Origin of the sequence: Sporosarcina luteola, assembly GCF_007991495.1 — a bacterium.
Lineage (GTDB): Bacteria > Bacillota > Bacilli > Bacillales_A > Planococcaceae > Sporosarcina > Sporosarcina luteola.
Window position 1 is genome coordinate 16,618 of sequence record NZ_BJYL01000021.1, and the last position, 23,829, is coordinate 40,446.

At 45.6% G+C, this 23,829-nt stretch carries 24 protein-coding genes; 11 read left to right on the plus strand and 13 right to left on the minus strand.

From position 1 onward, the window contains the following. Positions 1-24 precede the first annotated feature (24 nt). The 3 genes from SLU01_RS08340 to SLU01_RS08355 all read right to left on the minus strand — a co-directional run bounded on the left by SLU01_RS08340 (position 25) and on the right by SLU01_RS08355 (position 3,502). Complete coding sequence (locus tag SLU01_RS08340) at positions 25-966, minus strand: nuclease-related domain-containing protein (protein WP_170232638.1); 942 nt, start codon at positions 964-966, stop codon at positions 25-27. Between the two features lie 433 nt (positions 967-1,399). Next, entirely contained in the window at positions 1,400-2,938 is a 1,539-nt protein-coding gene (floT, locus tag SLU01_RS08350) for a flotillin lipid rafts scaffold protein FloT (RefSeq protein ID WP_147057221.1), read from the minus strand. A 30-nt stretch (positions 2,939-2,968) separates the two neighbouring features. Continuing rightward, complete coding sequence (locus tag SLU01_RS08355) at positions 2,969-3,502, minus strand: NfeD family membrane protein (protein ID WP_174842633.1); 534 nt, start codon at positions 3,500-3,502, stop codon at positions 2,969-2,971. A gap of 245 nt (positions 3,503-3,747) precedes the next feature. Here SLU01_RS08355 and SLU01_RS08360 point away from each other — a divergent pair, with 245 nt between their 5' ends. The 3 genes from SLU01_RS08360 to SLU01_RS08370 all read left to right on the plus strand — a co-directional run bounded on the left by SLU01_RS08360 (position 3,748) and on the right by SLU01_RS08370 (position 5,733). Next, positions 3,748-4,368 (plus strand): DUF47 domain-containing protein, encoded by a 621-nt coding sequence (locus SLU01_RS08360; protein WP_147057223.1) that lies wholly within the window; start codon positions 3,748-3,750, stop codon positions 4,366-4,368. 11 nt (positions 4,369-4,379) lie between these two features. Further along, a complete protein-coding gene (locus SLU01_RS08365) occupies positions 4,380-5,378 on the plus strand; it encodes an inorganic phosphate transporter (protein ID WP_147057225.1) in 999 nt (332 codons plus the stop codon). 154 nt (positions 5,379-5,532) lie between these two features. Continuing rightward, on the plus strand, positions 5,533-5,733 hold the full coding sequence (locus SLU01_RS08370) for a cold-shock protein (protein WP_060205704.1): 201 nt from the start codon (positions 5,533-5,535) through the stop codon (positions 5,731-5,733). A 14-nt stretch (positions 5,734-5,747) separates the two neighbouring features. On the opposite strand, the gene SLU01_RS17940 is transcribed toward SLU01_RS08370, so the two are convergent. Further along, on the minus strand, positions 5,748-6,125 hold the full coding sequence (locus SLU01_RS17940) for a hypothetical protein (RefSeq protein ID WP_170232639.1): 378 nt from the start codon (positions 6,123-6,125) through the stop codon (positions 5,748-5,750). A 156-nt stretch (positions 6,126-6,281) separates the two neighbouring features. Between SLU01_RS17940 and SLU01_RS08380 the strand changes: the two genes are divergently transcribed. Further along, positions 6,282-8,411 carry an MMPL family transporter gene (locus SLU01_RS08380; RefSeq protein WP_147057227.1) on the plus strand — a complete coding sequence of 710 codons (2,130 nt, stop codon included), beginning with the start codon at positions 6,282-6,284 and terminating at the stop codon, positions 8,409-8,411. A gap of 285 nt (positions 8,412-8,696) precedes the next feature. Here the strand turns inward: SLU01_RS08380 and SLU01_RS17945 are convergent, their stop codons facing one another. The 4 genes from SLU01_RS17945 to SLU01_RS08400 all read right to left on the minus strand — a co-directional run bounded on the left by SLU01_RS17945 (position 8,697) and on the right by SLU01_RS08400 (position 11,165). Then, on the minus strand, positions 8,697-8,834 hold the full coding sequence (locus tag SLU01_RS17945; RefSeq protein ID WP_170232640.1) for a hypothetical protein: 138 nt from the start codon (positions 8,832-8,834) through the stop codon (positions 8,697-8,699). A gap of 6 nt (positions 8,835-8,840) precedes the next feature. Further along, positions 8,841-9,308: a hypothetical protein gene (locus SLU01_RS08390; RefSeq protein ID WP_147057231.1), complete on the minus strand. Its 468-nt coding sequence runs from the start codon at positions 9,306-9,308 to the stop codon at positions 8,841-8,843. A gap of 44 nt (positions 9,309-9,352) precedes the next feature. Then, positions 9,353-10,003 (minus strand): pentapeptide repeat-containing protein, encoded by a 651-nt coding sequence (locus SLU01_RS08395; protein WP_147057233.1) that lies wholly within the window; start codon positions 10,001-10,003, stop codon positions 9,353-9,355. Positions 10,004-10,295: 292 nt separating this feature from the next. Then, entirely contained in the window at positions 10,296-11,165 is an 870-nt protein-coding gene (locus tag SLU01_RS08400; RefSeq protein WP_147057235.1) for a putative RNA methyltransferase, read from the minus strand. A gap of 128 nt (positions 11,166-11,293) precedes the next feature. Between SLU01_RS08400 and SLU01_RS08405 the strand changes: the two genes are divergently transcribed. After that, positions 11,294-12,424 carry a CAP domain-containing protein gene (locus tag SLU01_RS08405; RefSeq protein WP_246110931.1) on the plus strand — a complete coding sequence of 377 codons (1,131 nt, stop codon included), beginning with the start codon at positions 11,294-11,296 and terminating at the stop codon, positions 12,422-12,424. 63 nt (positions 12,425-12,487) lie between these two features. Then, on the plus strand, positions 12,488-13,627 hold the full coding sequence (locus tag SLU01_RS08410) for a zinc-dependent alcohol dehydrogenase (RefSeq protein ID WP_147057239.1): 1,140 nt from the start codon (positions 12,488-12,490) through the stop codon (positions 13,625-13,627). Positions 13,628-13,664: 37 nt separating this feature from the next. On the opposite strand, the gene SLU01_RS08415 is transcribed toward SLU01_RS08410, so the two are convergent. Next, positions 13,665-14,231 carry a superoxide dismutase family protein gene (locus SLU01_RS08415; RefSeq protein WP_246110932.1) on the minus strand — a complete coding sequence of 189 codons (567 nt, stop codon included), beginning with the start codon at positions 14,229-14,231 and terminating at the stop codon, positions 13,665-13,667. Positions 14,232-14,468: 237 nt separating this feature from the next. Beyond that, positions 14,469-15,149, minus strand: coding sequence for a phosphoribosylaminoimidazolesuccinocarboxamide synthase (locus tag SLU01_RS08420; RefSeq protein ID WP_147057242.1), 681 nt, complete (start codon positions 15,147-15,149; stop codon positions 14,469-14,471). Between the two features lie 275 nt (positions 15,150-15,424). Here SLU01_RS08420 and SLU01_RS08425 point away from each other — a divergent pair, with 275 nt between their 5' ends. The 4 genes from SLU01_RS08425 to SLU01_RS08440 all read left to right on the plus strand — a co-directional run bounded on the left by SLU01_RS08425 (position 15,425) and on the right by SLU01_RS08440 (position 19,284). Then, positions 15,425-15,646 (plus strand): heavy-metal-associated domain-containing protein, encoded by a 222-nt coding sequence (locus SLU01_RS08425; RefSeq protein ID WP_147057244.1) that lies wholly within the window; start codon positions 15,425-15,427, stop codon positions 15,644-15,646. 15 nt (positions 15,647-15,661) lie between these two features. Then, entirely contained in the window at positions 15,662-17,551 is a 1,890-nt protein-coding gene (locus SLU01_RS08430) for a heavy metal translocating P-type ATPase (RefSeq protein WP_147057245.1), read from the plus strand. Positions 17,552-17,564: 13 nt separating this feature from the next. Continuing rightward, the gene (locus SLU01_RS08435; protein ID WP_147057247.1) at positions 17,565-18,269 is read left to right on the plus strand and encodes a Crp/Fnr family transcriptional regulator; all 705 of its coding nucleotides are present in this window, start codon (positions 17,565-17,567) and stop codon (positions 18,267-18,269) included. Between the two features lie 295 nt (positions 18,270-18,564). Next, a complete protein-coding gene (locus SLU01_RS08440; RefSeq protein WP_147057249.1) occupies positions 18,565-19,284 on the plus strand; it encodes a YebC/PmpR family DNA-binding transcriptional regulator in 720 nt (239 codons plus the stop codon). 49 nt (positions 19,285-19,333) lie between these two features. Here the strand turns inward: SLU01_RS08440 and SLU01_RS08445 are convergent, their stop codons facing one another. From SLU01_RS08445 to pxpB, 3 genes are read right to left on the minus strand one after another with little or no spacing between them, the layout of a single operon-like run. Then, complete coding sequence (locus SLU01_RS08445; RefSeq protein WP_147057251.1) at positions 19,334-20,095, minus strand: LamB/YcsF family protein; 762 nt, start codon at positions 20,093-20,095, stop codon at positions 19,334-19,336. Between the two features lie 11 nt (positions 20,096-20,106). Next, the gene (locus tag SLU01_RS08450) at positions 20,107-21,099 is read right to left on the minus strand and encodes a 5-oxoprolinase subunit C family protein (RefSeq protein ID WP_147057253.1); all 993 of its coding nucleotides are present in this window, start codon (positions 21,097-21,099) and stop codon (positions 20,107-20,109) included. After that, positions 21,096-21,797 (minus strand): 5-oxoprolinase subunit PxpB, encoded by a 702-nt coding sequence (gene pxpB, locus SLU01_RS08455; RefSeq protein ID WP_147057255.1) that lies wholly within the window; start codon positions 21,795-21,797, stop codon positions 21,096-21,098. Before pxpB ends, SLU01_RS08450 begins: the two co-directional genes overlap by 4 nt. Positions 21,798-22,206: 409 nt before the next feature. Between pxpB and dacB the strand changes: the two genes are divergently transcribed. Next, a complete protein-coding gene (dacB, locus tag SLU01_RS08460; RefSeq protein ID WP_308507721.1) occupies positions 22,207-23,742 on the plus strand; it encodes a D-alanyl-D-alanine carboxypeptidase/D-alanyl-D-alanine endopeptidase in 1,536 nt (511 codons plus the stop codon). The last annotated feature ends 87 nt before the right edge of the window (positions 23,743-23,829 follow it).

Here is a 23,829-nt window from a genome sequence, read left to right on the forward strand (position 1 = left end):
GATTTATTGCTGTTGAAGGATTTGTCACCTTGTATAGAAGGAGGTGCTGCGTTTTCCTTTCATGTTTAAACCCGATTTAATTAATAATCTTTTTGCAACAGAGCGGTCTCCGATTTTTGAAAATGAACGGAATTGACGATTGGTGATCTTGTTGTCCATAAGATAAAACCAATCAGTCAATAAATCATGATGACTATCAGAAGAAAAGTGAGTACATTCGAGGCAATTCCATTTTTTCAGGTGCCATTTCATTCCCCTATATTGACAGTTTGGGCAAATGACTCCTGGCATTATATCTTCTGGGGCTATCCCCATCGTTTTTGTTAAAGGGAATGGATTGTACTCTTGATGTGAGTTTGCCATGTCATGTGCGATTTCACGGATTTGACTATGGCTTAATAATTCCTGTTCAACAGGGATATTGTATAGTCTAATTGGAATTTCTTGATTGAATGAAATCTCTGTGCTGCTTTCGTCTTCAATATATAATTCATTAGTATACGCAAGGCCGATGATTCCCTTAATAGGAAGTGTCATTCCACGCTCATTTAGCCATCCATCCAATAATATCTTTTTACGTTCCAATTCAGTAATTGGACTTTGAATAATTCTTCTCCCTTCCTTATTTTCTTGAATAAATTGTGTTGGTTTTGCTTTAACCGTTATTTTTCCTGCCAAGTTTTTAACTTCGAATATTATGATGCCGTCGGGTTTAATTAATAGGGAGTCCATTTGAAAGTAAATACCTTTATAAATTAGGCATAGATCGTGTAATAAACCTATTGGATACGTTGGGCGGAACTCCAAAATATGCCTATCAAAATTAGTTTCTCCACTAAAACCTGCTTTCCTTTTTCTTAAATCCTCTTCGATTCTTGCATAGTGCTTATGGTTAGTTGATAGTCTATTGATTAGTGATTGTAAACCTAGCAACGACAGTGGTTCATTCCGTTTTTTGTATAGCATTCCCATCACCTCGAGTGCATTGTAACAGTTCACATAAGTTTTACCAAATGGACAATAATTTGATTATGTTGCTGTTTTCCAGCAGATAATTTAATTAAGTATGGAAAAAGCGTAATCTAATTCAATTTCTTGGAATCCATACTTTTTTCGTTTTAAGATAGGAGTTTTTCTTGAGGAACACCGATTTCATATATAGTGGGGCGAAATAGAAGAATCTTTGTTTGTGGAAGGCATTTCCATAAGCATAGGAGGAACTTTCTTGAGCGCGGGAAGCACTTCCTTGAGCGCGAGACGCACTTCCTTGAGCGCGAGACGCACTTCCTTGAGCGCGAGACGCACTTCCTTGAGCGCGGAAAAATTCCTTAAGCTTAATCTAGTGAACACATAGAAAACACCCGACCGCTAGGCGGTTCGGGTGTTTTCAGTGCATTCTTTATTCTTCTTCAACCGGTTTAACAGCTACCGGTTTGCTGGAGCGCATTTCTTCCACCAAGTTGTCGATGCTTGGTCGGAGATTGTTTTTTCCGACGTAGCTTTCCATCATTTCCTTCACGTCGATGCCTGACGAAGCTTTCAATGATTCTTGCAATGTGGACATTAGGTTCGTTGCGTACGATGTCACTTTATTGGCACCGCCTCCACCTTCACCGCCACCTGTATCGACAACCGTAATCTTATCGATATTCGAAAGCGGGCTAGCGATTTGTTTCGCGTATTCAGGAATCATTTTGACGATCATGTCAAGCACAGCTGCCTGCCCGTATTGTTCGAACGCTTCTGCAATTTTGCGTTTCGCTTCGGCTTCCGCGAGACCTTTTAGGCGGATGACGTCTGCTTCCGATTCACCTTGCGCACGCTGCGCATCGGCTTTTGCTAAACCGTCAAGACGGATTTTTTCAGCTTCCGCTGCCGCTCTAGCTTCAATACGGTATTTCTCTGCTTCCGCTTCTGCCATTTGGCGGGACTTATCCGCTGCCGCGTTTTGCTCAATCGCATAACGATCCGCGTCGGCTTTCTTCTTAACTTCAGAGTCATATTGCTTTTCTCGACGCAAAATCTCTTTCTCTTCCAACTCGATCTGCTTTTGACGCTCGATGATGCGGACTTGCATCTCTTGCTCTGTAACTTCCTGCTTCGCACGCGCGGATTCAAGTTCATATGCTTGGTCGGCGCGCGCTTTTGCGATATCTTGCTCGCGACGGTAGTCAGCGACTTTCAACTGATTTTCCTTTTCCGCTTCCGCAATTTCCGTCGCACGTTCGATTTCCGCTTTTTGCGCTTCCTTCGATGCTTCGGCATTCTTAATACGTGTTTCTTTTTCAGCTTCAACTGTTGCAATGTCGGCGTCGCGTTTCACTTGGGCGATACGCGGTTTACCGAGTGAATCCAAGTATCCATTTTTATCGCGAACATCTTTAATTGTGAATGAAACGATGACAAGGCCCATTTTAGCGAGATCCTGCGAAGCGACACGTTGCACTTCCTGGGAGAACTTATCACGATTCTTATAAATCTCTTCAACTGTCATGGATCCTAGAATGGAGCGCAAATGCCCTTCCAGCACTTCTTTCGCTTCATTTTCGCGGTCGGCTTTCGATTTCCCTAGAAACTGCTCCGCTGCTGTCGCGATTTCAGAAATCGATCCTCCAATTTTAATGATGGCGGTTCCGTCGGCCATGACGGGAACACCTTGTTCCGTGTACACTTCAGGCGTCGTTACTTCCAATTTGCTTGAAAGCAAGCTGAGCGGCTCTGATTGCTGGAACACCGGGAAGACGAAAGTACCTCCGCCACGGATGATTTTGATTCGGTTGCCCGAGTCATCCGTATGTACGTTTTTTGATCCTAAATAACTTCCTGTGACGATTAGCGCTTCATCCGGACCGACTGTCTTATACTTCGAAATGTAGACGAGTATGACAGCAAGCAGGATGAACACAACAATACCAATAATGATGAGTGTTCCTGGCATTCTGATTCCCCCTTAATTAATTTTATTGATTCATTTGAAGCGGAAAGGCTCATACTCCTTAACGATGAACGTTCCTTCTTTCACTTCAATGATTAGAACCTCTTTTCCGTAATCGATCGGCTTATTTTCGTATCCGGCAGCCCTTTTCGAAATGATGCCGTTTACCGTTTCAATGACAATTTCACCAAAGCCGTCAACCGGTACTGGAACGATCACTTTGCCAACTTGACCTGTGAGCGATTCGTCTGTGTAAGCAAGTGACACTTCCGCAGATTTCAATGGAAGGAGCACGAAGAAATATAGAAGGAAGTCCAATCCGACTGCCGTGGCTAGTGCAATTATCAAGATCAGCATATGGTTCCATCCCGTTGACAATTCCAAAATATAACCGACTGCAGACGTGAATGTAATGAACGCAAGGATGACAGCTGGATCTAGTAGCGGGCTTGCTTCACCGACGCCCTCAGCAATATCACTAAAAAATAAGTACAAAATAGTCGCCAATCCCGCGATGATAAGCACCGTCAAATATACATTGAGAACCGGCATTCCGAACAATTCCATCCTCTCACCCCCAACTCCTAATTGAATTCTACTATATATACGGACGGCCAGGAACAAAGTTTCAATATTCTTTGAAATAAATTCAAGCTTTTCATATCGGCAGTTTTCTTCTTAACCAACTAAAAACGATAAAAATTTGTCACTTTTCCATGACGAACTGTGTCTAAATTTGTACTTATTTTAAATGTTTTTTGCTATGATAGGAATACTATAAAATGATTCCGGAAACGGATGGAGGCTTAAAGATGTTCAGTCCACGAAAAACAGATCCTTTTTTCGCAGCTCTTTTGGAGATTGCCGAGCATGTACAAAAAGCGATGCATTATGCAAATGATTTTAAAGTGACGTCCGTTGCGGACTTAAAAGAGGTTAGTATCAAGTTAAAGGAATATGAGACGCAGGGAGACGACATGATCCATGATCTCATTGCGAAGCTTAACATCTCTTTCATGACACCGATTGAACGGGAGGATATTTTACAATTAGCCATTAAAATGGATGACATTTTGGATGGCATTGAACATTTCTCAGCAAACCTTGAAATGTTCTCGCTCACGGATATCGATGAATATGTACAGAAGTTCATGGACAATATCGTGAAAAGTTCTGATGAAATCGTGAAAGCAATGGGACTGTTATCGAAAAAGAAACTCGTTCAAATGCGAGACCACGCTGTTTTAATTAAGGAATATGAACGGATTTGCGATGAAGTGCTTCGTACATCGATCAAGCAACTGTTCTTGCGTGAAAAAGATCCGATTCGCATCATTCAGTTCAAAGACATTTATGAATTACTCGAAGATATCGCTGACCATTGCCAAGATGTCGCAAACACACTCGAAACAATCATCATGCGCAACGCGTAAGGGGTAAATTTATGGACACGGTATTAGTTCTCACTATAGGAGTCGTTGTTTTTGCCTTGGCATTTGACTTCATTAACGGATTTCATGACACGGCCAATGCGATTGCAACATCAGTTTCGACACGTGCATTGAAGCCGCGGACCGCTGTTTACATGGCAGCAGCGATGAACTTCCTTGGCGCATTGACATTCACGGGCGTTGCAAAGACGATTTCCAAGGATATTGTCGATCCTTTCATGTTGGACAAAGGCTCTGTCGTTATTTTAGCGGCTCTTCTTTCCGCCATAGCCTGGAACTTGATCACATGGTATTACGGCATTCCGTCCAGTTCATCACATGCGCTGATCGGCTCGATTGCGGGCGCAGCCATTTCCGCGGCAGGGTTCGGCATATTGAATTATGGCGGGTTCCTTAAAATTATGGAAGCGCTCATCCTTTCGCCATTCATCGCTATCGCGGGCGGGTTTCTCGTCATGTCGCTATTTAAGGTGATTTTAAAAAATCGAAATCTCTTCAAAGCGAATAAACGGATTCGTTACATGCAAATCGGAACCGCCGCATTGCAATCGTTCACACATGGTACAAACGATGCCCAAAAAGCGATGGGTATCATAACGATGGCTTTAATTGCTGCAGAATTGCAAACAAGCGATGACATCCAACTGTGGGTCCGGATTGCCGCAGCTACTGCGATGGGTCTTGGGACATCAATTGGCGGTTATAAAATTATTAAGACAGTCGGCGGTAAAATTATGAAAATACGGCCCGTCAATGGGATTGCAGCTGATTTGAGCTCCGCCGCAATCATTTTTGGCGCGACGCTTATTCACTTGCCAGTCAGCACGACTCATGTCATCTCGTCTTCCATCATGGGGGTCGGATCTGCGCAACGCGTCAAAGGCGTAAAATGGGGAGTCGCCAAAAAAATTGTCATCACATGGGTCATCACTTTGCCGATCTCCGCAACGATGGCTGCGATTATTTATCAATTTTTGAATTTGTTCTTCTAAATAAATTCTTTCACTTGCATTGCCAAACAGGCTCTGTTATGATAAAGGAGAATTATTTTTGTTCGGCATGATGGTCACAGTTATGTTTGACCGCTTCAAGACTTGAGCAAGGATAGTAACACAAGTGTGCCTGGCACACGAGGAGGAAACAAACATGGAACAAGGTAAAGTAAAATGGTTTAACGCAGAAAAAGGTTATGGCTTCATCGAACGTGAAGATGGCGACGATGTATTCGTACACTTCTCAGCTATCCAAGGTGATGGCTTCAAGACTCTTGAAGAAGGCCAAGACGTGACTTTCGAAATCGAACAAGGTCAACGCGGACTTCAAGCAACAAACGTTGAAAAAAACTAATTTGAATTAACCCTTCAAAACCACTTCCTTCGGGGAGTGGTTTTTTTCATTTTGTGAAAGGATTTGAGGGCGATGGACGCTTGTTTGAGCGTGGGTATCGCTTTCTTGAGCGCGGATCTCACTTCCTTGAGCGCGGGGCCCGATTCCTTGAGCGAGATACCCGATTCCTTGAGCGCGGCATCCGCTTCCTTGAGCGAGATACCCGATTCCTTGAGCGCGGGACCGGCTTCCTTGAGCGCGGCACCCGATTCCTTGAGCACGGGACCCGATTCCTTGAGCGCGAAACCCGATTCCTTGAGCGCGAAACCCGATTCCTTGAGCGCGAAACCCGATTCCTTGAGCGCGGCACCCGATTCTTTGAGCGCGGCACCCGATTCTTTGAGCGCGTCCATCACATCCTTGAGTGCGTTGGACGCGGTAAACTCGCCTAGGAACCCATTTCACTCCCTATGACGCGATTCTTCAAAACCATCACTTCGAAAAGGACAATCCTATGCATCTTCGTTATGATAAGAGAATAGATGGAGATTCATTGGGAGGTCGATGCTATGCGCACACTTGCGCGCTTTGTTACAAAAGGTTATAAAGCGATTATCATTGCTTGGATTGTTATATTCATTGTCATGGCCGTTTTTGCAATCCGCCTGCCCGGATTACTGGAAGGTGACGGCTTCAGGATGGATGCGGAGCATGAACAAGTGATGAAGATTGCATCGGAGAAATTTGATTTGCCGGCGGAAACGATGTTTGTGGTTTTTGACAAGGCTGACGATGAAACAATTGCTTCCACGTTGGCGAAGATTGAGAAGCTTGGCCTTACTTCAGAAATCGTTTCACCGCTTGATCATGAGGAACAGTACACGAAAGATGTATCCTACGCTTTGCTGCATTTTGAGGAGAACGGGAAGGATATGTCTGAAGTTGTATCGGATATTCGTGATGCGATTGGTGACGAAAAAGGAATTGTATTGACGGGACAATCCGCCATTACAAAAGATATTAATACCGCAAGCCAGCGTGATTTAGTGAAGGCGGAGGCGATCGGGTTGCCTATTGCGATCATCGTTCTCTTATTTGCATTCGGGTCTGTCGTTGCTTCGGTTGTACCGTTACTTGTCGGTGTGGCGACGGTCATTTCTGCGCTTGGAGTTTTGGCCCTGGTCGGTGGGCAAACCGATTTATCGATTTTCGTGTTGAATATTGTGCCGATGCTAGGGCTTGCCTTGAGTATCGACTTTTCTTTACTTTTCATTAGCCGATATCGGGAGGAACGTTTGAAAACCGAGGTGTTGGAAGCTGTCGCGACGACGATTCGCACGGCGGGACGTTCTGTTATTTTTTCGGCATTTTGTGTGTTCATCGGTCTCGGTGCAATGTTCATTATTAAAGTGGAAATCTTCCAGAATATTGCGCTTGGCGGGATGATTGTTGTCGGCATGGCGGTGCTTAGTTCGGTTACTTTATTGCCATCGGTTTTAATAGCACTCGGTGACCGTTTGAATAAAGGACGCGTGCTGAAAGTGAAGGAAAATGGCTCTGATCGTTGGAGGCAATTCGCGAATGGAGTCATTAAACGGCCGATTCTAATTACGATTGTTGCGCTCATTTTACTGGGCATCGCAGTGATTCCTGTGAAAAATATGGATTTGACGATTCCACAGATCGATTCATTGCCGGCCTCTTATGATACACGTGCGTCCTATGAATTAATGGATGATACATTCGGTCTTGGTGATGAGTCGAATGTGTATGTTGTCGCGGAACGGGTTGGCGGTTGGTCCGATGCGGATGGTTTGAATGCGATGAAAGCATTGGAAGATGAGTTGTCGGATGATCCCTTAGTGAATGGTTTGACGACGATTTTTACGACTAGCGGCGTCGAATCTGCCGATGAATGGGAACAAGCCATGCAAGTCCCAGAAATGAAGGCACAGCTAGAACCGGTACTTGATTCATTCGTGAAGGATGATCAATTATTAATTCCTGTAACGCTCCAGGCAAAAGGTACATCCGACGGGGCGCAGCAATGGGCGCGGGATTGGTCGGATCAGACAGAATGGAACCTACTCGTCGGCGGGCAACCGAAGTTCAATCAGGAAATCTTCGATGAGATTGCCGATAACATCGGGCTTGTGCTAGCTATCATCCTTCTATCAACATTTATTATTTTGATGATTGCATTCCGGTCGATCTTGATTCCACTAAAGGCAATTGTGATGAACATTGTCGGGCTGTCGGCGACGTTCGGAATTCTCGTCTATATCTTCCAATATGGGCATCTCGGATTGCATCCAGGCACGATTGCCCTTATTATTCCGGTCATTGTCTTTAGCCTCGTCTTCGGATTGAGCATGGACTACGAAGTGTTCCTCATTTCGCGGATGCAGGAGGAGTATGCGAAGACATTCGATAATGATCATTCAACGGTGGAAGGACTTGCGACGACAAGCAAAATCATTACGTCCGCCGCGCTGATCATGATTGTTCTGACTGGTGCATTTGCGTTCACGGATGTTATGCCGGTGAAACAAATCGGTGTTGGAATCGCAATCGCGGTAGCCATTGACGCGACGATTATCCGTTTATTGCTAGTGCCGAGTTTGATGAAGTTATTCGGCAAATGGAACTGGTGGATGCCGTTTAGAAAAGGTAAATATAAGGCTGGAAATTGGCATTAAACAAAAGCGAAGGGCGGCGTTTAGAGGCGACAGGCATAAGGCGAAGATGCGAAGTGGCGCTCTTTGCCACATAGCAGCTTTGACTTATGACCCGAGCCTCTGCCGACCGGAGCTGGATGACAACAAAAGCGGAGGGCGGCGTTTAGCCTCGACAGGCGTTGGAGGGCTTGAAAAAAAGGCGGTCTTTGCCTTTTCTTTCAAGATCGAAACGACCCGAGAGGCTGCCGACCGGAGCTGGATGAAAAAACTGCCTGAACAACGGATTTCCCGTTTGTCCAGGCAGTTTTAGTTTTTCTCAATAATCTCTACTTGCGTGCCTTCCCGCTGATCTTTCTCAAACTGCGCCGTCATCGCAAAGTAGATGACCGCAACTATAATTAGAACGAACACGACGAGCCCGATGACAAGTGTCCTACCCTTCATTCGGCGTCACCCCTTGCTTAGTTTGAATTTCTCCTCTTTCAAATAGTCGACGGCTTCCTGATAATCGCCGAAGCCCTCTTCCAAATTGTAGCCGTGGTAAATGTTGAAAAAGCCCTCTTCCTCAAGTAAAGTGAGTTTCTGCCCTTCCTCATTCATCCACAATTCTTCAATCGACTCTTCTTCCACTTCCGCCTCTTCGGTCGCAAGCGCTTGGATGGCATCGCGAATCGTTTTCTTCAATTCATCTTCCGTTGCTTCACGGATGTTGATAAGTCCGCGATCATCCGTCTCATAGCCCGGAATTCCTTCGACGTAAACAAACCCATTGCCGTTCGGATGTAAATGCTGCACAACAACCGACTTTTCATACAAGCTGTCCTCGTAATGATAATTGAGCCGTTTCATCGACACTTCTTTTCGCGTCAATTCAGGGAATGTCTCAATGATTTGTTGTTTTTGTTCGAATGTTAGCATGTTTTTGCCACACTTTCTTTGTCAAATGTCTTTCCAGTATAACATTATTCTTCCTTCACCGTTAAGCCCAGCACACGCGCAAATCCGACCGCCTGCTCCTTTGACACGATACAGCCTGCAATCTTTGGCAACGTCACTTCAATCCGATCATATGTATTATTGGATAAATCGACGCCATTCAAATCCGTTTCCGAGAAATTGATATTGTCCATCTTGCATTCTTCAAAACGAACTTGTTTGAAATCGCATTCATAAAAATCGCTATCGACCAAGTTGCAACCCGCGAACTCCACTTCTTTCATGCCCGAAAAATTGAAATTGGCATAGCGAACATCACTTTCTTTCACAAGTAAATGCCCCAATTTGGAATTCGCCAGATCAGCGCCGGTCAACTTCGAATTAATAATCTCGCACCGGTGGAACATTGCATTTTCCAATTGCGCATTTGAAAAATCACATGCCGTGAACAAAACATCGACGAATTCCACACCTTTCCAATCACTGTTCGCAAATGATATATCTTTGAACACGCAATCATCGAACACGATGCGCTCTCCATCTGCACCTAACATCGACCCACCTTGAAAGCTCGCTTTTGCAATAAACCCATCCTGGCTCCAAATGTCTGCGGGACGCATTAACGCATGCTCCGCCGACAATTTCGGCTTCACCCGCTTATCTTTTTTCTTTGACAATTCAATTTCCCCCTATCGCGTCTTCCATTCAATAATAATGACGAGCAATACAACAACACCAATCGCTAATATATAAAACCAACTTGGGATTACGCTCAGTCCGCCAAACATCCACAATCTCTCCTTCCATAACGATTTATCACCGATAGTTATCAACAAACAAAGGAAACTTATCAACATTAGTAACATAGTTATAAACATAGTAATCCATTTTATTAACAATTAAAAATAAGTTATCCACAATCATTCAACATTCCTGACACTCACAATAAGGTTATTAACAACTCTTATTTCAACGACTCACGCCAACAATCACCCGCAAATCAATCGAAATCCCCTTCATTCCTTCCTGTTGCACTTCCCGAACCCGTTCCTCACTCGCACCCCAAGTAAGTGGCGTCATACGAATCAATGGTGCGAGCAAACCATCCGGTAAAGTGAACATATACGTCACTCGCTCCGACTTGACATCATCAAAATGTTCACTGAAACGTTCCACTGGATCTGTTTCCTCTTTCTGCTGCTTCCCGTTGTAAAAAGCTTCCCGCAACTCTTGTAAATACCCGCTTTCCGGCACGACTTTTACTACGATTCCGCCTTGTTTCAGCAGTCTGTTGAATTCCGCATAATTCGCGGGTGATAAAACATTCAAGATGACGTCAACCGCATCGTCTTGAAACGGCATCGCGGCCAAATCAGCAACACTCCAGATGAAACCCGGGTAAGCCTTCGACGCGGCTGCAATTCCTTCCTTCGCAAGATCGATGCCGATGCCGATGCCGACTGTTTCCATTGACAGGCGGGAATGAATGGCCTTTAAATGAGTACCTTCTCCGCACCCCGCATCCAATAGCACCGACTCATCACTTTCGTCGAGATGATCATTGACTAAAGACGAAAGCTTGTCCAGAACAGGCTTGAAAAATCCGCTAGCCATCACTTTTGTCCTTGCTTCAAATAGCGATTTATCGTATTTCGTTGTGTGCGCTTGCGGCGCTAAATTGACGTAGCCGCTTTTCGCCAAGTCAAACGAGTGCATGTTCTCACAAACGAGCTTCGCCTGTTCTACCATTTCCATTCCCGTAGAACAAATCGGACATTTGAATAATCCTGCGGTCCTTTCCATCAGCTGTGCACTTTGCATTTTCTTCGATAATTTCATTTCCACTGCTCCGTTCCATTGTTGTTCTATCAGTATACCGTCTTTCCACTTGTACTCAAACTATGAATGGTTTCCACTGTATCTATCTCACCTTCTGCGGGTACAATGGTAGAAAGGAGGCGATTTCCGTGAAGCGGATTTTCCTATTTATTATTTTCATCGTTGCACTCTATGTTGCAAAACCTTTATGGGAAGAGCCTGTTTCGAAATATATCGACCTTTCTTTTCTCAATCCGGTAGATGAAAAGATTGAAACCGTACTTGAGAATGATTCGGTCACGTCAGCTATGAGTTCTATTAAAAATACAGCTGATAAAGTATTCTTTTTCATCTCATCAAAATCATCAGAAATGGAACGATTGATTCCGGAGAAGGTCGCGAAGCCGAAACTCGCAACACCCGACAATTCCGCAATGTCCATTCATAATATAGAACTTGGCGCTACAGAAGAACAGGTGAAGGCGGAGCTTGGCGAGCCGCAAAGTCATTCTTTGAATGAGTATGGTACGGAATGGTTCACCTACCATGAGGATTACCAGAATTACGTCATGATTTCATATGATGAAAAATGGAAGGTGAATGCAATCTATACGAACGATGATCTCATTTCCTCAAAAGCCGGTGTCCAGTATGGCACCGAAAAAGCGGAAGTCCGAAAAGCGTATGGCGAACCATTGAAAGAGCTCCGCAAAGGTTTGAATATTTACGTTTTGCAAGATGGCGAGGGCATGGATCTATTTAAAGTCGGAGATGTGTATATGTATGTGTTTTACGATGTTCATCAGAACACGACCGTCACTGCGGTCCAGCTCATTACGACCGCACTCGAACATCGGAAATCCGGGATGTACGCAGGCGGGGATGTCTCTCTGCGCAACGGGTTCGAGCAGCAGCTTTTCGATTTGACGAACGCCGCCCGTGTCCGGCATGGACGCTCAATTTTAAGATGGGATGATGCGATTTCAGAAACCGCCCGCAAGCATAGTTTAGATATGGCCATCAATGATTATTTCAATCACGAAAATTTAGAAGGATTGTCGCCTTTCGACCGGATGAAAGCGGATCAAATCAAGTTCAGCAAAGCTGGTGAGAATTTGGCATACGGCCAGTCGAGCAGTATTTTTGCACATGAAGGGCTGATGAATTCAAAAGGGCATCGGGATAATATTTTGGTTGATGATTATAGTCACCTCGGCATCGGCGTTGCGTTCAATGACAAGTCACAACCGTATTATACGGAAAATTTCTATTTGAAATGAATCCTAGAGGACTATATCTGTTCATTCAGGGGAATATAAACTGGACAGATTAGGAGGGATTCGATGAAAGCTGTAACATTTCAAGGTGTGAAAGACATTCAAGTGAAGAAAGTTGAAGCGCCAAAAATAGAGAAGCCCGATGATATTATCGTCAAAGTGACGTCTACCGCCATTTGCGGATCCGACTTGCATATCTATTTGGGTGCACTGCCGACACATAAAGGATATGTCATCGGCCATGAACCGATGGGAATTGTCGAGGAAATCGGTCCAAATGTGACGAAGGTAAAAAAAGGGGATCGTGTAATCATCCCGTTTAATATTTCATGCGGCCAATGTTTTTATTGCGAGCATGAGATGGAGAGCCAATGTGATCATTCTAACCGAAATCCGCATGTCGATACGGGTGGCTATTTCGGATTCACTGAACGATACGGGGATTATCCCGGCGGACAGGCAGAATATTTACGGGTTCCTTATGGCAATTTCACCCCGTTTGTCGTCCCGGAGTCTTGCGAGCTTCCTGACGAGGCTTTGTTGTTTTTATCGGACGTTCTACCGACTGCCTATTGGAGCGTCGAAAATTCCGGCGTGAAAAAAGGGGATACTGTGGCCGTTCTCGGATGCGGACCTGTCGGATTGATGGCGCAGAAATTCGCCTGGATGAAGGGCGCGAAGCGCGTTATAGCGATCGACCATGTCCCTTATCGGCTCAAACATGCTGAGAAGATGAATAAGGTGGAGGCCTTTAATTTCGATGACTATGACAATATGGGGGCGCATCTTAAAGAGTTGACAAGTGGCGGCGTTGACATTGTCATTGATTGTGTCGGAATGGATGGGAAAAAGAATATTGCGGAGAAGGTGGGCCAAAAATTGAAGATGCAAGGCGGAACATTGAGCGCTTTTGAAATCGGTCACCAAGCTGTCCGCAAGTTCGGGACGATTCACCTGACAGGTGTTTATGGCTCATTGTACAATCTATTTCCACTTGGTAATTTGTTTGAACGGAACATCACGCTGAAAATGGGACAAGCACCAGTCATCCATTATATGCCGATGCTATTTGACAAAATTGTTAAAGGCGAATTCAATCCGACCGAAATCATTTCACATGTCGTCCCGATTGAGAAAGCAGCAGATGCTTATCACCACTTTTATGAGCATGAGGATGAATGTATAAAAGTGATTTTAAAACCGTAAATGTGAAAACCGGCCCATTATGATGAGCCGGTTTCATTTATTTCTTTGCTTTTTTTGAAGTGATTGCCGCACAAGCGACGCGATCCCCGGAATTTCCAGCTGGATCCGTCTTATAGTCATCTGGATCTGAATGAATGACCAGTGCAACGCCGTCTCCATCCAAAATGGAGTTTTCCTGCCCTGGTTTTAATGTAATTTCACCCGTCGTCATTTTCATCGTAACTTTTCCATCTTCAGGGACCTCAATATTCGGCAAATCTCCTAAATGGAAGCCTTTCGGATTGTCAAAGCCGTGTTCTTTGCCGGTCGGATTGAAATGCGCGCCAGCGGACGTGAAATCAGGTGCTGTGCAAACTCCAGTTTCGTGGATATGAATGCCGTGCAATCCGGGTTTCAAATCTTTCGCCTCGACATTGATCATCACACCTTCCGTCTCTTGGACCAATGTGACTTCACCAATTTTATTTCCTTCCGTATTCAACAAAGGCGTAATGATGGTCTCCATCTGTTCACCGCTGACAGGCATCGTTTTCTTTGACTTGCTACAACCCGCAACGACTAGAATGGCGCTCATTAGCAATAAGATGACTACTTTTTTGTTCACATACATTCCTCCTCGACATTTACTCTTGCCAAGCATGCCCAGTTGGAGGAATTTTATGTATGGTAACTTTTCCCGGTTTGAGCGAAGATTGAATTATGAGTATGGATGAGAGGGCCATGAGCGCGGATCATGGCCTATGAGCGTGGACCGCAACGCGGCATCACTCCCTGTAGTAGCCGTACATACAAAAAACCGCCGCCCATTACCCTCTTTGGAATGAACGGCGGTTTCGCCTATTTAAGCTAACACCAATTTCTCAAGATCAAGCGGCGTTACATAAACACCATCTTGATAAACCCGCATATTGCCGCCGGAAATTTCATCGATCAGCATGATGTTTCCTTCAGGATCCCGTCCGAATTCAAGCTTGATGTCGTAAAGTTCAAGCCCCTTCGCTGCAAGCTCCTCCTTCACAACCGTAGAGATTTCCTTCGTCAATTTCACTAAAACCGTATACTCGTCCTCCGTCAAAATGCCGAGCTGCGCTAAAGCATCTTTCGTGATCGGCGGGTCATTGCGGTCGTCGTCTTTAATAGTCACTTCAACAAATGCATCCAACGGTTGTCCTTCTTCGCAATAAGCGCCATACCGACGCAAGAAACTTCCGACCGCACGGAAACGGCAAATGACTTCCAAGCCTTTTCCGAATACCGTTGCCGGCTTCACAGTCATTGTCGCGCTCTCAATATCCGCATCCATATAATGTGTCGGAATCTCTTTAACTGCCAATTTCTCAAAAAAGAATTTCGTCATACGCAAGCCTGATTGTCCCGCGCCTTCAATCGTCAATCCTACTGTATTCGCGCCCGGATCGAACACGCCGTCTTCCCCGGTCACATCATCTTTGAATGTCAATAAAACATTGCCGTCTTCCAATTTATAAACGTCTTTCGTCTTTCCTTTATAAACAAGTTCCATGCCCACGTTTCCTCTCTATTCGAAAATGTAGTGAATCGAACCACGAAGAGTTCGATTTGCCATATTTCTGCGTTTTTCGCAGAAATTAAGGCGGCCTTTAATCTCCCTCGCTGCGCTCAGTCCAGGGTCTTAGCAAAGCTCTTTGTTCACTTATAGTATAAGGCACTTTCCCCCGTATAAAAAGCGAAAACTTGACGGGGGTCAAGGTTTCATTCCAGAAAACGCCTTATGATGTAGTCAAGAAGAACAAAACAACTACATGGAGGTAGAGGAAAATGAGGAAAATCGTATTGAACTTGGAGCCGTTGACTTGCCCATCTTGCATTAAGAAAATCGAAGGCGCTTTGAAGAAATTAGACGGCGTCGAGCAAGCGAAAGTAATGTTCAATTCCGGAAAAGTACGCGCGCAATTTGATGAAGAAAAAATCGAGGCTGAGCAGATTGCGAAAACAGTTTCTGGCCTCGGCTATCCGATCATTTCACAAAAAGTTTCATGAAAGGGGTGAAGGAAAATGAATGCGAAACAGACTTCCCGGATTACCGCCGCGACTGGCCTATTGCTCGCAGCGGCAATCGGGCTTCATGTAACAGGATTCCATGAATGGCGGCAAATCTTGCTCATCACAGCAACCGTCCTTGCCGGCATCCCGATCGCCTATAAAGCGTTCAAAGCATTGAAAATGAAAGCATTCAGCATTGAACTGCTCGTGACAATCGCTGTCGTAGGTGCATTATTCATCGGAGAATACGTTGAATCCGCTGCAGTGACTTTCCTATTTTTATTCGGTGCGTATCTCGAAGCACGTACGCTTGAAAAAACTCGTTCTTCGCTTAAAGCGCTTGTTGACATGGCTCCACTCGAAGCGACAGTCGTTCGTGACGGCGAAACGATGACAATTTCGGTCGACGACGTTGAAGAAGGCGACCGCGTCATCATCCGGTCAGGTGAAAAAGTCGCCATCGACGGCAGAATCGTGACAGGGAATGCGACATTGAACGAAGCGGCAATTACAGGCGAATCCGTCCCGGCTTCAAAAGCGGTTGACGACCGTGTCTTCAGCGGGACAATCGTCGATAACGGATTCATCGAAGTAGTTGCGGAGCGTGTCGGGGATGACACGACATTCGCCCGCATCATCGAACTTGTGGAAGAAGCGCAGGAATCCCAATCGAAAACAGAGAAATTCCTCGACCGCTTCGCTAATATTTACACACCTGCAATCGTCGTGCTTTCTGTTCTCGTTTATTTATTCACAAGAAATATCGAAATGACACTCACATTCCTCGTCATCGCCTGTCCCGGAGCTCTCGTCATCTCGGCTCCTGTTTCGATTGTTGCAGGCATTGGGAACGGCGCCCGCCACGGTGTTTTGATTAAAGGCGGAGATATTATGGAAAAGCTCGCAAAAATCGATACGGTCGTCTTTGACAAGACCGGCACATTGACACGCGGGAAACCTGAAGTGACAGACATCCATGCAATCGGTATTGATAAGACGAATCTTCTTCGTCTCGTCGCGGAAGCCGAGATGATTTCAGAGCATCACCTCGGCCAGACAATCGTCAAGGAAGCGAAAAGCCAAGGACTAGAGCTGCGCAATGAACCCGAAAACACTGAAGTGATCAAAGGAAACGGCATCCGTGCAACAATCGAAGGAAAACTGCTCGCAATCGGCAATCGGAAACTGATGACCGCTGAAGGAATTCAAATTGCTAATGAAATTGAAGACTACGCCATTAATCGCGAGAAAGCTGGAAACACCGCAATCTTCGCAAGCATCAACGGCAAGATTGCTGGAGTTCTGTCAATCGCGGACCGGATTCGTCCTGAAGCGAATGATGCGCTCCGCGAATTACGGGCAAGCGGTGTGAAACAAATCATCATGCTAACAGGCGACAACCGACATACAGCGGAACTTGTCGGCGCACAATTAAGACTGGACCAAGTCCATGCTGAATTATTACCAGAAGATAAAGTTGCCATGATCCAAAAACTGAAAGACACCGGACACCGCGTAGCAATGGCAGGCGACGGCATCAATGATGCTCCGGCAATCGCGACTGCGGATATCGGCCTCGCAATGGGTGAAGGCGGTACCGACATTTCGATGGAAACCGCTGACGTCGTCCTCATGGCGGACCGTCTTGACCAGTTCTCACATGCTTTTTCTCTCGCAAAAGCAACTGTCCGCAATATGAAACAAAACACATTCTTCGCAGTCGGCACAGTCGCATTGCTGCTCGCTGGCGTGCTGCTCGGCAAAGTGTTCCTCGCTTCCGGTATGTTAATTCACGAATTAAGCGTCCTGCTCGTTATTTTGAACGCCATTCGGCTAATCCGCTATACTAAGAGAAAGCCAGTAAAACGGCAAAACTTGGAACGGGAACTACTACCGGAATAAGGAGTGAATGAGGATGACAGATAACGGACATTGCGGACATGGCAAGGAAACGACCGAGATGCAGAAAATGTGCATCTCCATCGTTCCGATCTTCAACCATTTAGAGCCTTCGGAAATGAATGAAATCGTTAAACATACAAACTCAGTGAGCCACCCGCGAGGCCACACGATCTATCATGAAGGAGATACTTCGGACGGTTTGTACATCGTTCACAAAGGCCGCGTGAAAATCTATCGCCTTTCGGAAAATGGCAAAGAGCAATTGGTGAGGATCCTGGAACCTGGTGATTTCACAGGGGAACTTTCTTTATTCAATGAAACGGTGCATGATGCGTATGCGGAAGCGATGGGAAAAGTAGAACTTTGCGTCATGAATCGGGACGATTTCCAGTCGTTTTTAGTGAAATACCCTGCCATTTCCCTCAAAGTGCTCGGTGAATTTTCTAACCGGCTTGCGAAAACAGAAAAGCAAGCCGCCCGGATCGCCATGGAAACGACCGATACACGGATTGCCATGTACCTAGCCGATTTATCGGAGGAGGAAAATTCGAGCCAGGTCAAACTACCGATGACCCGGAAAGATTTAGCGTCACATATTGGCACTTCTCCCGAAACAATCAGCCGGAAGCTCACAGAATTCGAAGAAGCTGGATGGATCCGACAATTGAGCCAACGGGAGATTGAGATTTTAGACATGGATGCATTGTTGCTTGTTTAAGGGAGATGTAAGCACTTTTTTCGGATGAATGAGAACTCTTCTGGAAACAATGAGAACTCATGGAGCGGGATTGAGAACTGTCCCAGGATGAATGAGAACTCTCCTAAAACAATGAGAACTTTACACGCAGGAATGAGAACTCCCCCGGGATCAATGAGAACTCTTCGTTCAAGAATGAGAACTTTCCAAGTTCATTCCTATTCCATTTTCAGGGTTTTCACTTGTCAGCATTCATGCAACGGGTGTATAATTGCTTGATGAAATTAATGCTCAGACTGAAAGAGAGTGAATGAGAATGGGCCGTAAATGGAATAACATTAAAGAAAAAAAGGCTTCGAAGGATGCGAATACAAGCCGTATTTACGCAAAGTTCGGCCGTGAATTATATGTGGCAGCAAAACAAGGTGAACCGGATCCCGAGCTGAACCAAACGTTGAAAATGGTTGTTGAACGCGCGAAGACATACAATGTGCCAAGAGCCATCATCGACCGTGCAATCGAGAAAGCAAAAGGTGGCGCCGAAGAAAATTATGACGAGCTTCGCTACGAAGGCTTCGGACCGAACGGCTCCATGGTTATCGTTGATGCACTGACAAATAACGTTAACCGTACCGCTTCTGAAGTACGCGCAGCATTCGGGAAAAACGGCGGTAACATGGGCGTCAGCGGTTCCGTTGCGTACATGTTCGATGCGACTGCTGTATTCGGATTGGAAGACAAAACTGCGGATGAAGTGTTAGAACTTCTAATGGAAGCAGACATCGAAGTCCGTGACATTTTAGATGAAGAAGAAACAGTCATCGTTTATGCAGAACCTGACCAATTCCATGCTGTCCAAGAAGCACTAAAAAATGCCGGAATCACGGAATTCTCTGTAGCTGAATTGACAATGCTGGCACAAAATGATATCTCACTAGATGCAGACGCTCAAGCACAATTTGAGAAAATGATTGACGCATTGGATGACTTAGAAGACGTTCAGCAAGTTTATCACAATGTCGATTTAGGTGAATAAATAAATTTATAAAGGACAAAACATATGACTTCTATGTTTTGTCCTTTTTTTAACGAATCTTTCTTACTTTAATTCCTTCCCGCTCCAATGCCCCCGGTATCACTCTCGCAAATTCCACAGCCGTCTTTCCATCCCCGTGAATACAAATCGTATCAGCTTTAATCGCAACATCCGTACCGTCAGTCGCATACACTTTTCCTACCTTGACCATCCGGACGATTTGCTTGATGGCTACATCATGGTCGGTTATCAAAGCATTTTGCTCCCGACGTGACGTCAATGTTCCGTCAGCCTGATAAGTCCGATCGGCGAACACTTCATGCGCCACTTTCAACCCAATCCGTTCCCCTGACTTGACTAACTCGCTGCCCGCAAGCCCGAACAGAATCAATTCTGGATTCACTTTGTATACCGCCTCAGCAATCGCTTCGGATAATCCGCGGTTCACGGCGGCCATATTATAGAGCGCGCCGTGCGGCTTCACATGCTGGAGTCGCCCGCCTTCCGCCCTAACAAATCCAGACAAAGCACCTATTTGATAAACAATTAGATCAAACGCTTCTTCAGCGGAAATCGCCATTTCTCGGCGTCCGAAACCGACTAGATCCTGCAATCCCGGATGGACGCCGATGCCAACGTTTTTCTCCAGCGCCATTCGTACCGTCCTCCGCATTGTCGCCGGATCTCCCGCATGGAAGCCGCAAGCAATGTTGGCCGACGTAATCGTCTCCAAAATCGCTTCATCATTGCCCATCGTATACGATCCAAAGCTTTCTCCCATATCACAATTCAAATCGACACCCAATCCCACTCCATCCACCCCTATCTTAATCTTACCCGGATAGCTGCACGCAGCATCTTTAAATCCCTTTCCCGCTTTTCAAAAAGCCGCTGTGATTCCTCAACCGTTACTTCCTTGAATGAAAGTCGATCCCCCGCCTTCGCCTGAGCCAGTTTCATGAAATCAACAGACGACAACTGCCCAATCTTCGGATAACCTCCCGTCGTCTGCCGATCCGCTGCGAGGACAATCGGATTCCCGTCCGACGGAATTTGGATAGACCCGTATGTGACTGCTTCAGAAATCAATTCCCTCGGCTCATTCAACTTGAGCAAAGGTCCATTGATCCGGTAACCCATCCGATCCGACTGGGAGCTGACAATAAACGATTCATTCCAAAAACGATGCTTGCTTTCCTCATCAAACCACTCATATTGCTTGCCTTGCATGACTCGGATTTCGTAGGGGGTAGATAAAACCGGCAGATGCTTCTCAGCAATTCCCCAACCGGCCGCATATATCGGTTCCTTGGACGGCAGCCTCTTCTTCAACTTCTTTACCAAGCTGGTTTCCTTTCCTACATGAAGGACATCCCCTTTCTTGAGCGCCCTTCCTTCCACGCCGCCAAGCCCAGCCTTAACATACGTTGACCGACTGCCTAGCACAACCGGCACAGCGAACCCGCCTGCAACCGCCAAATACGCCCGGCAACCCGTTCTTGCTGCTCCAAACCGCAGTTCACAACCTTTGCGAATAAATACCGGTCTCCACATTGGCACAAGCATGTCCGCCATCATCGGCAACAAATCTCCACCGCCAATTGCGATCACTGCATCTTCCTCAAACAAAAGACTTGGACCGATGAGTGTTATTTCTAATGTTGCCGCTGTCTCGTCATTCCCAACGAGCATATTTGCAATCCGATGTGAGAACGAATCCATTGCGCCCCCCGCTACAACTCCGTGTTTTTGATATCCATACCTTCCTAAATCCTGAACCGTGTCATGAAGACCTGGTTTCGTGACTGATATCATTCAACATCACCTCGCAAGTCTTCATACTCCTCATTCGTTATCTCATAAAAATAAATTTTATCCCCGGGTGCCAGCAAGCTTGGTGGATGTTCGTCCGGGAGAAATAGCTCAATCGGAGTCCGACCAATCAATTGCCAGCCCCCTGGTGTTTCAATTGGATAAACCCCAGTTTGCATGCCCGCGATGCCAACCGACCTTGCAGGAATCTTTAATCGCGGGGTTTCTCTTCGCGGTGTACTGATCTTCTCAGACATCCCGCCAATGAATGGAAAGCCTGGTGCGAAGCCAATCATATGTACTGTATAACTTTCCAACGTATGGATTGCAATTACCTCATCAGGTGTTAAACCGTTATGCTCCGCGACAAAAGCCAAATCCGGTCCAAATTCACCACCATATAAAACGGGAATCCTCACAATTCGTTGCTCCGTACCTGCCACTTCATTCACACACAGGAGCATTTCTTGAATCCGCTGACAAACCTGTTCAAACGGCGAGCCTTTACCACTGAAAGCACGGACCGCATAAACAACCGTTACTGTCGTATAAGCCGGTATACATTCGACCATCCACGAAGGAGCGACTTCATCCAGTCGAGCAACAATCGCCTTCACCTTTCGCTGTGCCGAAGGATTGATGATTGTATCGACTTCAATCATGACTGCTTGATCGCCAAGAGGTGACAATGTATATTTCATGCCGACACTTCCTTACTGAGTCTTAAGAATATACATTATTTTACCGCAAACTACCTGATTAGCAACCAACTACAAATTATTTTTGTAAAGATTAATAGTAAATGAGCCCTTGTGCGAAAGAATGAGCCGTTCTTGAAATAAACGAGCCCTTGTGCAAAAGAATGAGCCGTTCTCGAAATAAACGAGCCCTTGTGCAAAAGAACGAGCCCTTACCGAAACTTCAGGAATCTCGTTCATAAGTAACCGGATCTTTTACAATCCCTTTGAATGAAGTAAAAATTACCGCATAAGCTATTATGGAAAGCCTACTGCTTGTGCTAGGTATAACGTTTCAATTGCCAATTTTCTGTATCTTGACCTATTCACTCTACACATTTTGAAGTACAATCAGGCAAAAGGATGAAAGGATGTGAGCAAGTCTATGAAACAGCAGTTCATTTTCAAGAGGGCAGCGCTAACAATGGTCGTTGCTTTAATCGCCTTATTTCCGGTTACAAATGAAGCAACGTATTCATCTGTCGCCGCATCCGGGGAAACAACTCCCGTAGCATCCACTGAATCGACAACTCTAGAGCAGAAAATAGACTCCATTTTGAAAGACCCTAAGCTCCAAGGAGGAATTACTGGAGTAAGCGTACGGAAAGCGGATACCGGTGAAAGGATTTACTCCAACCACGGAGACATCCGCCTCCGCCCTGCATCCAATATGAAGTTGCTGACGGGTTCGACAGCAATGGACATATTGGGACCGGAGTATCAGTTTTTAACTGAAGTGCTGACCGACGGACAAGTGAAAGGAAAAATGGTTCACGGTAATCTTTATCTGAAAGGTAAAGGCGACCCGACGTTACTGAAAAAGGATTTAGACCAATTCGCAAAAGACTTGAAAGCGAAAGGGATCGATAAAATCAACGGCAACCTGATCGCCGATGACAGTTGGTATGATGATGTCCGCTATTCACAGGATTTGAACTGGTCGGATGAGCATAATTATGTCGGTGCGCAAGTTTCTGCGTTGACCCTGTCTCCAAACGAGGACTATGATGCGGGCACCGTCATTGTCGAAGTGAATCCTGGCAATAAAACCGGCGATCTCCCGAAAGTGACACTCACTCCGGAAACAAGCTCTGTTGAAATCGTCAATAACGCAACGACTATAGCAAAAGGTGCAGCGAAGAGCATCTCAATCGAACGTGAACATGGAACAAACCGGATCATCATTGAAGGAAAAATACCGCTCGACGGCACACGTTCCCAGTCATGGTCAGCTGTTTGGGATCCTTCCATGTTGGCGCTTGATGTGTTTCATAGATCGCTTAAAGCGGAAGGTATCAAAATTGTCGGTAATGGTGGGATGAAAATCGGCGTTACACCAAGCAATGCAACTGTCCTCACATCAAAAAAATCAATGCCGCTAAGCGAGCTTTTCATTCCATTCATGAAATTAAGCAACAACGGACACGCGGAAACATTGGTGAAGGAAATGGGAAAAGTTCAACGTGGAGAAGGTAGTTGGGACGCAGGGTTGGCAGTCATGAAGGAAAAATTGAAGGAATTCGGTGTCAACACCGACACTGTCGTTCTTCGCGACGGCTCCGGCATGTCGCATAAAAACCTTGTTTCCGCAGATGAATTTACGACTTTACTGTACAATATCCAGGGGAAAAGCTGGTTCCCTGCTTTTGAAGCGTCATTGCCAATTGCAGGAAACCCTGAGCGGATGATCGGTGGTACACTGCGCAACCGGATGGGCGATAGCTCGGCTGCCGGAAATGTAAAAGCGAAAACCGGCTCGATCACAGGCGTTTCCACCCTTTCAGGATACGTCACTGCAAAAGACGGCACGGAATTGATCTTTTCGATGCTTATCAATAATTATGTCACCGGACCTGTAACGCCAATTGAAGACGCGATTGCGAAAGCACTCGCGGAATATGAGTTTTAATGAAATGATAAGGATGAAGGATGTTGTTGCTCCTTCATCTTTTTTATTTACTTCCAATTTGCTTTTCAAGAAAATAAAATATCGCGA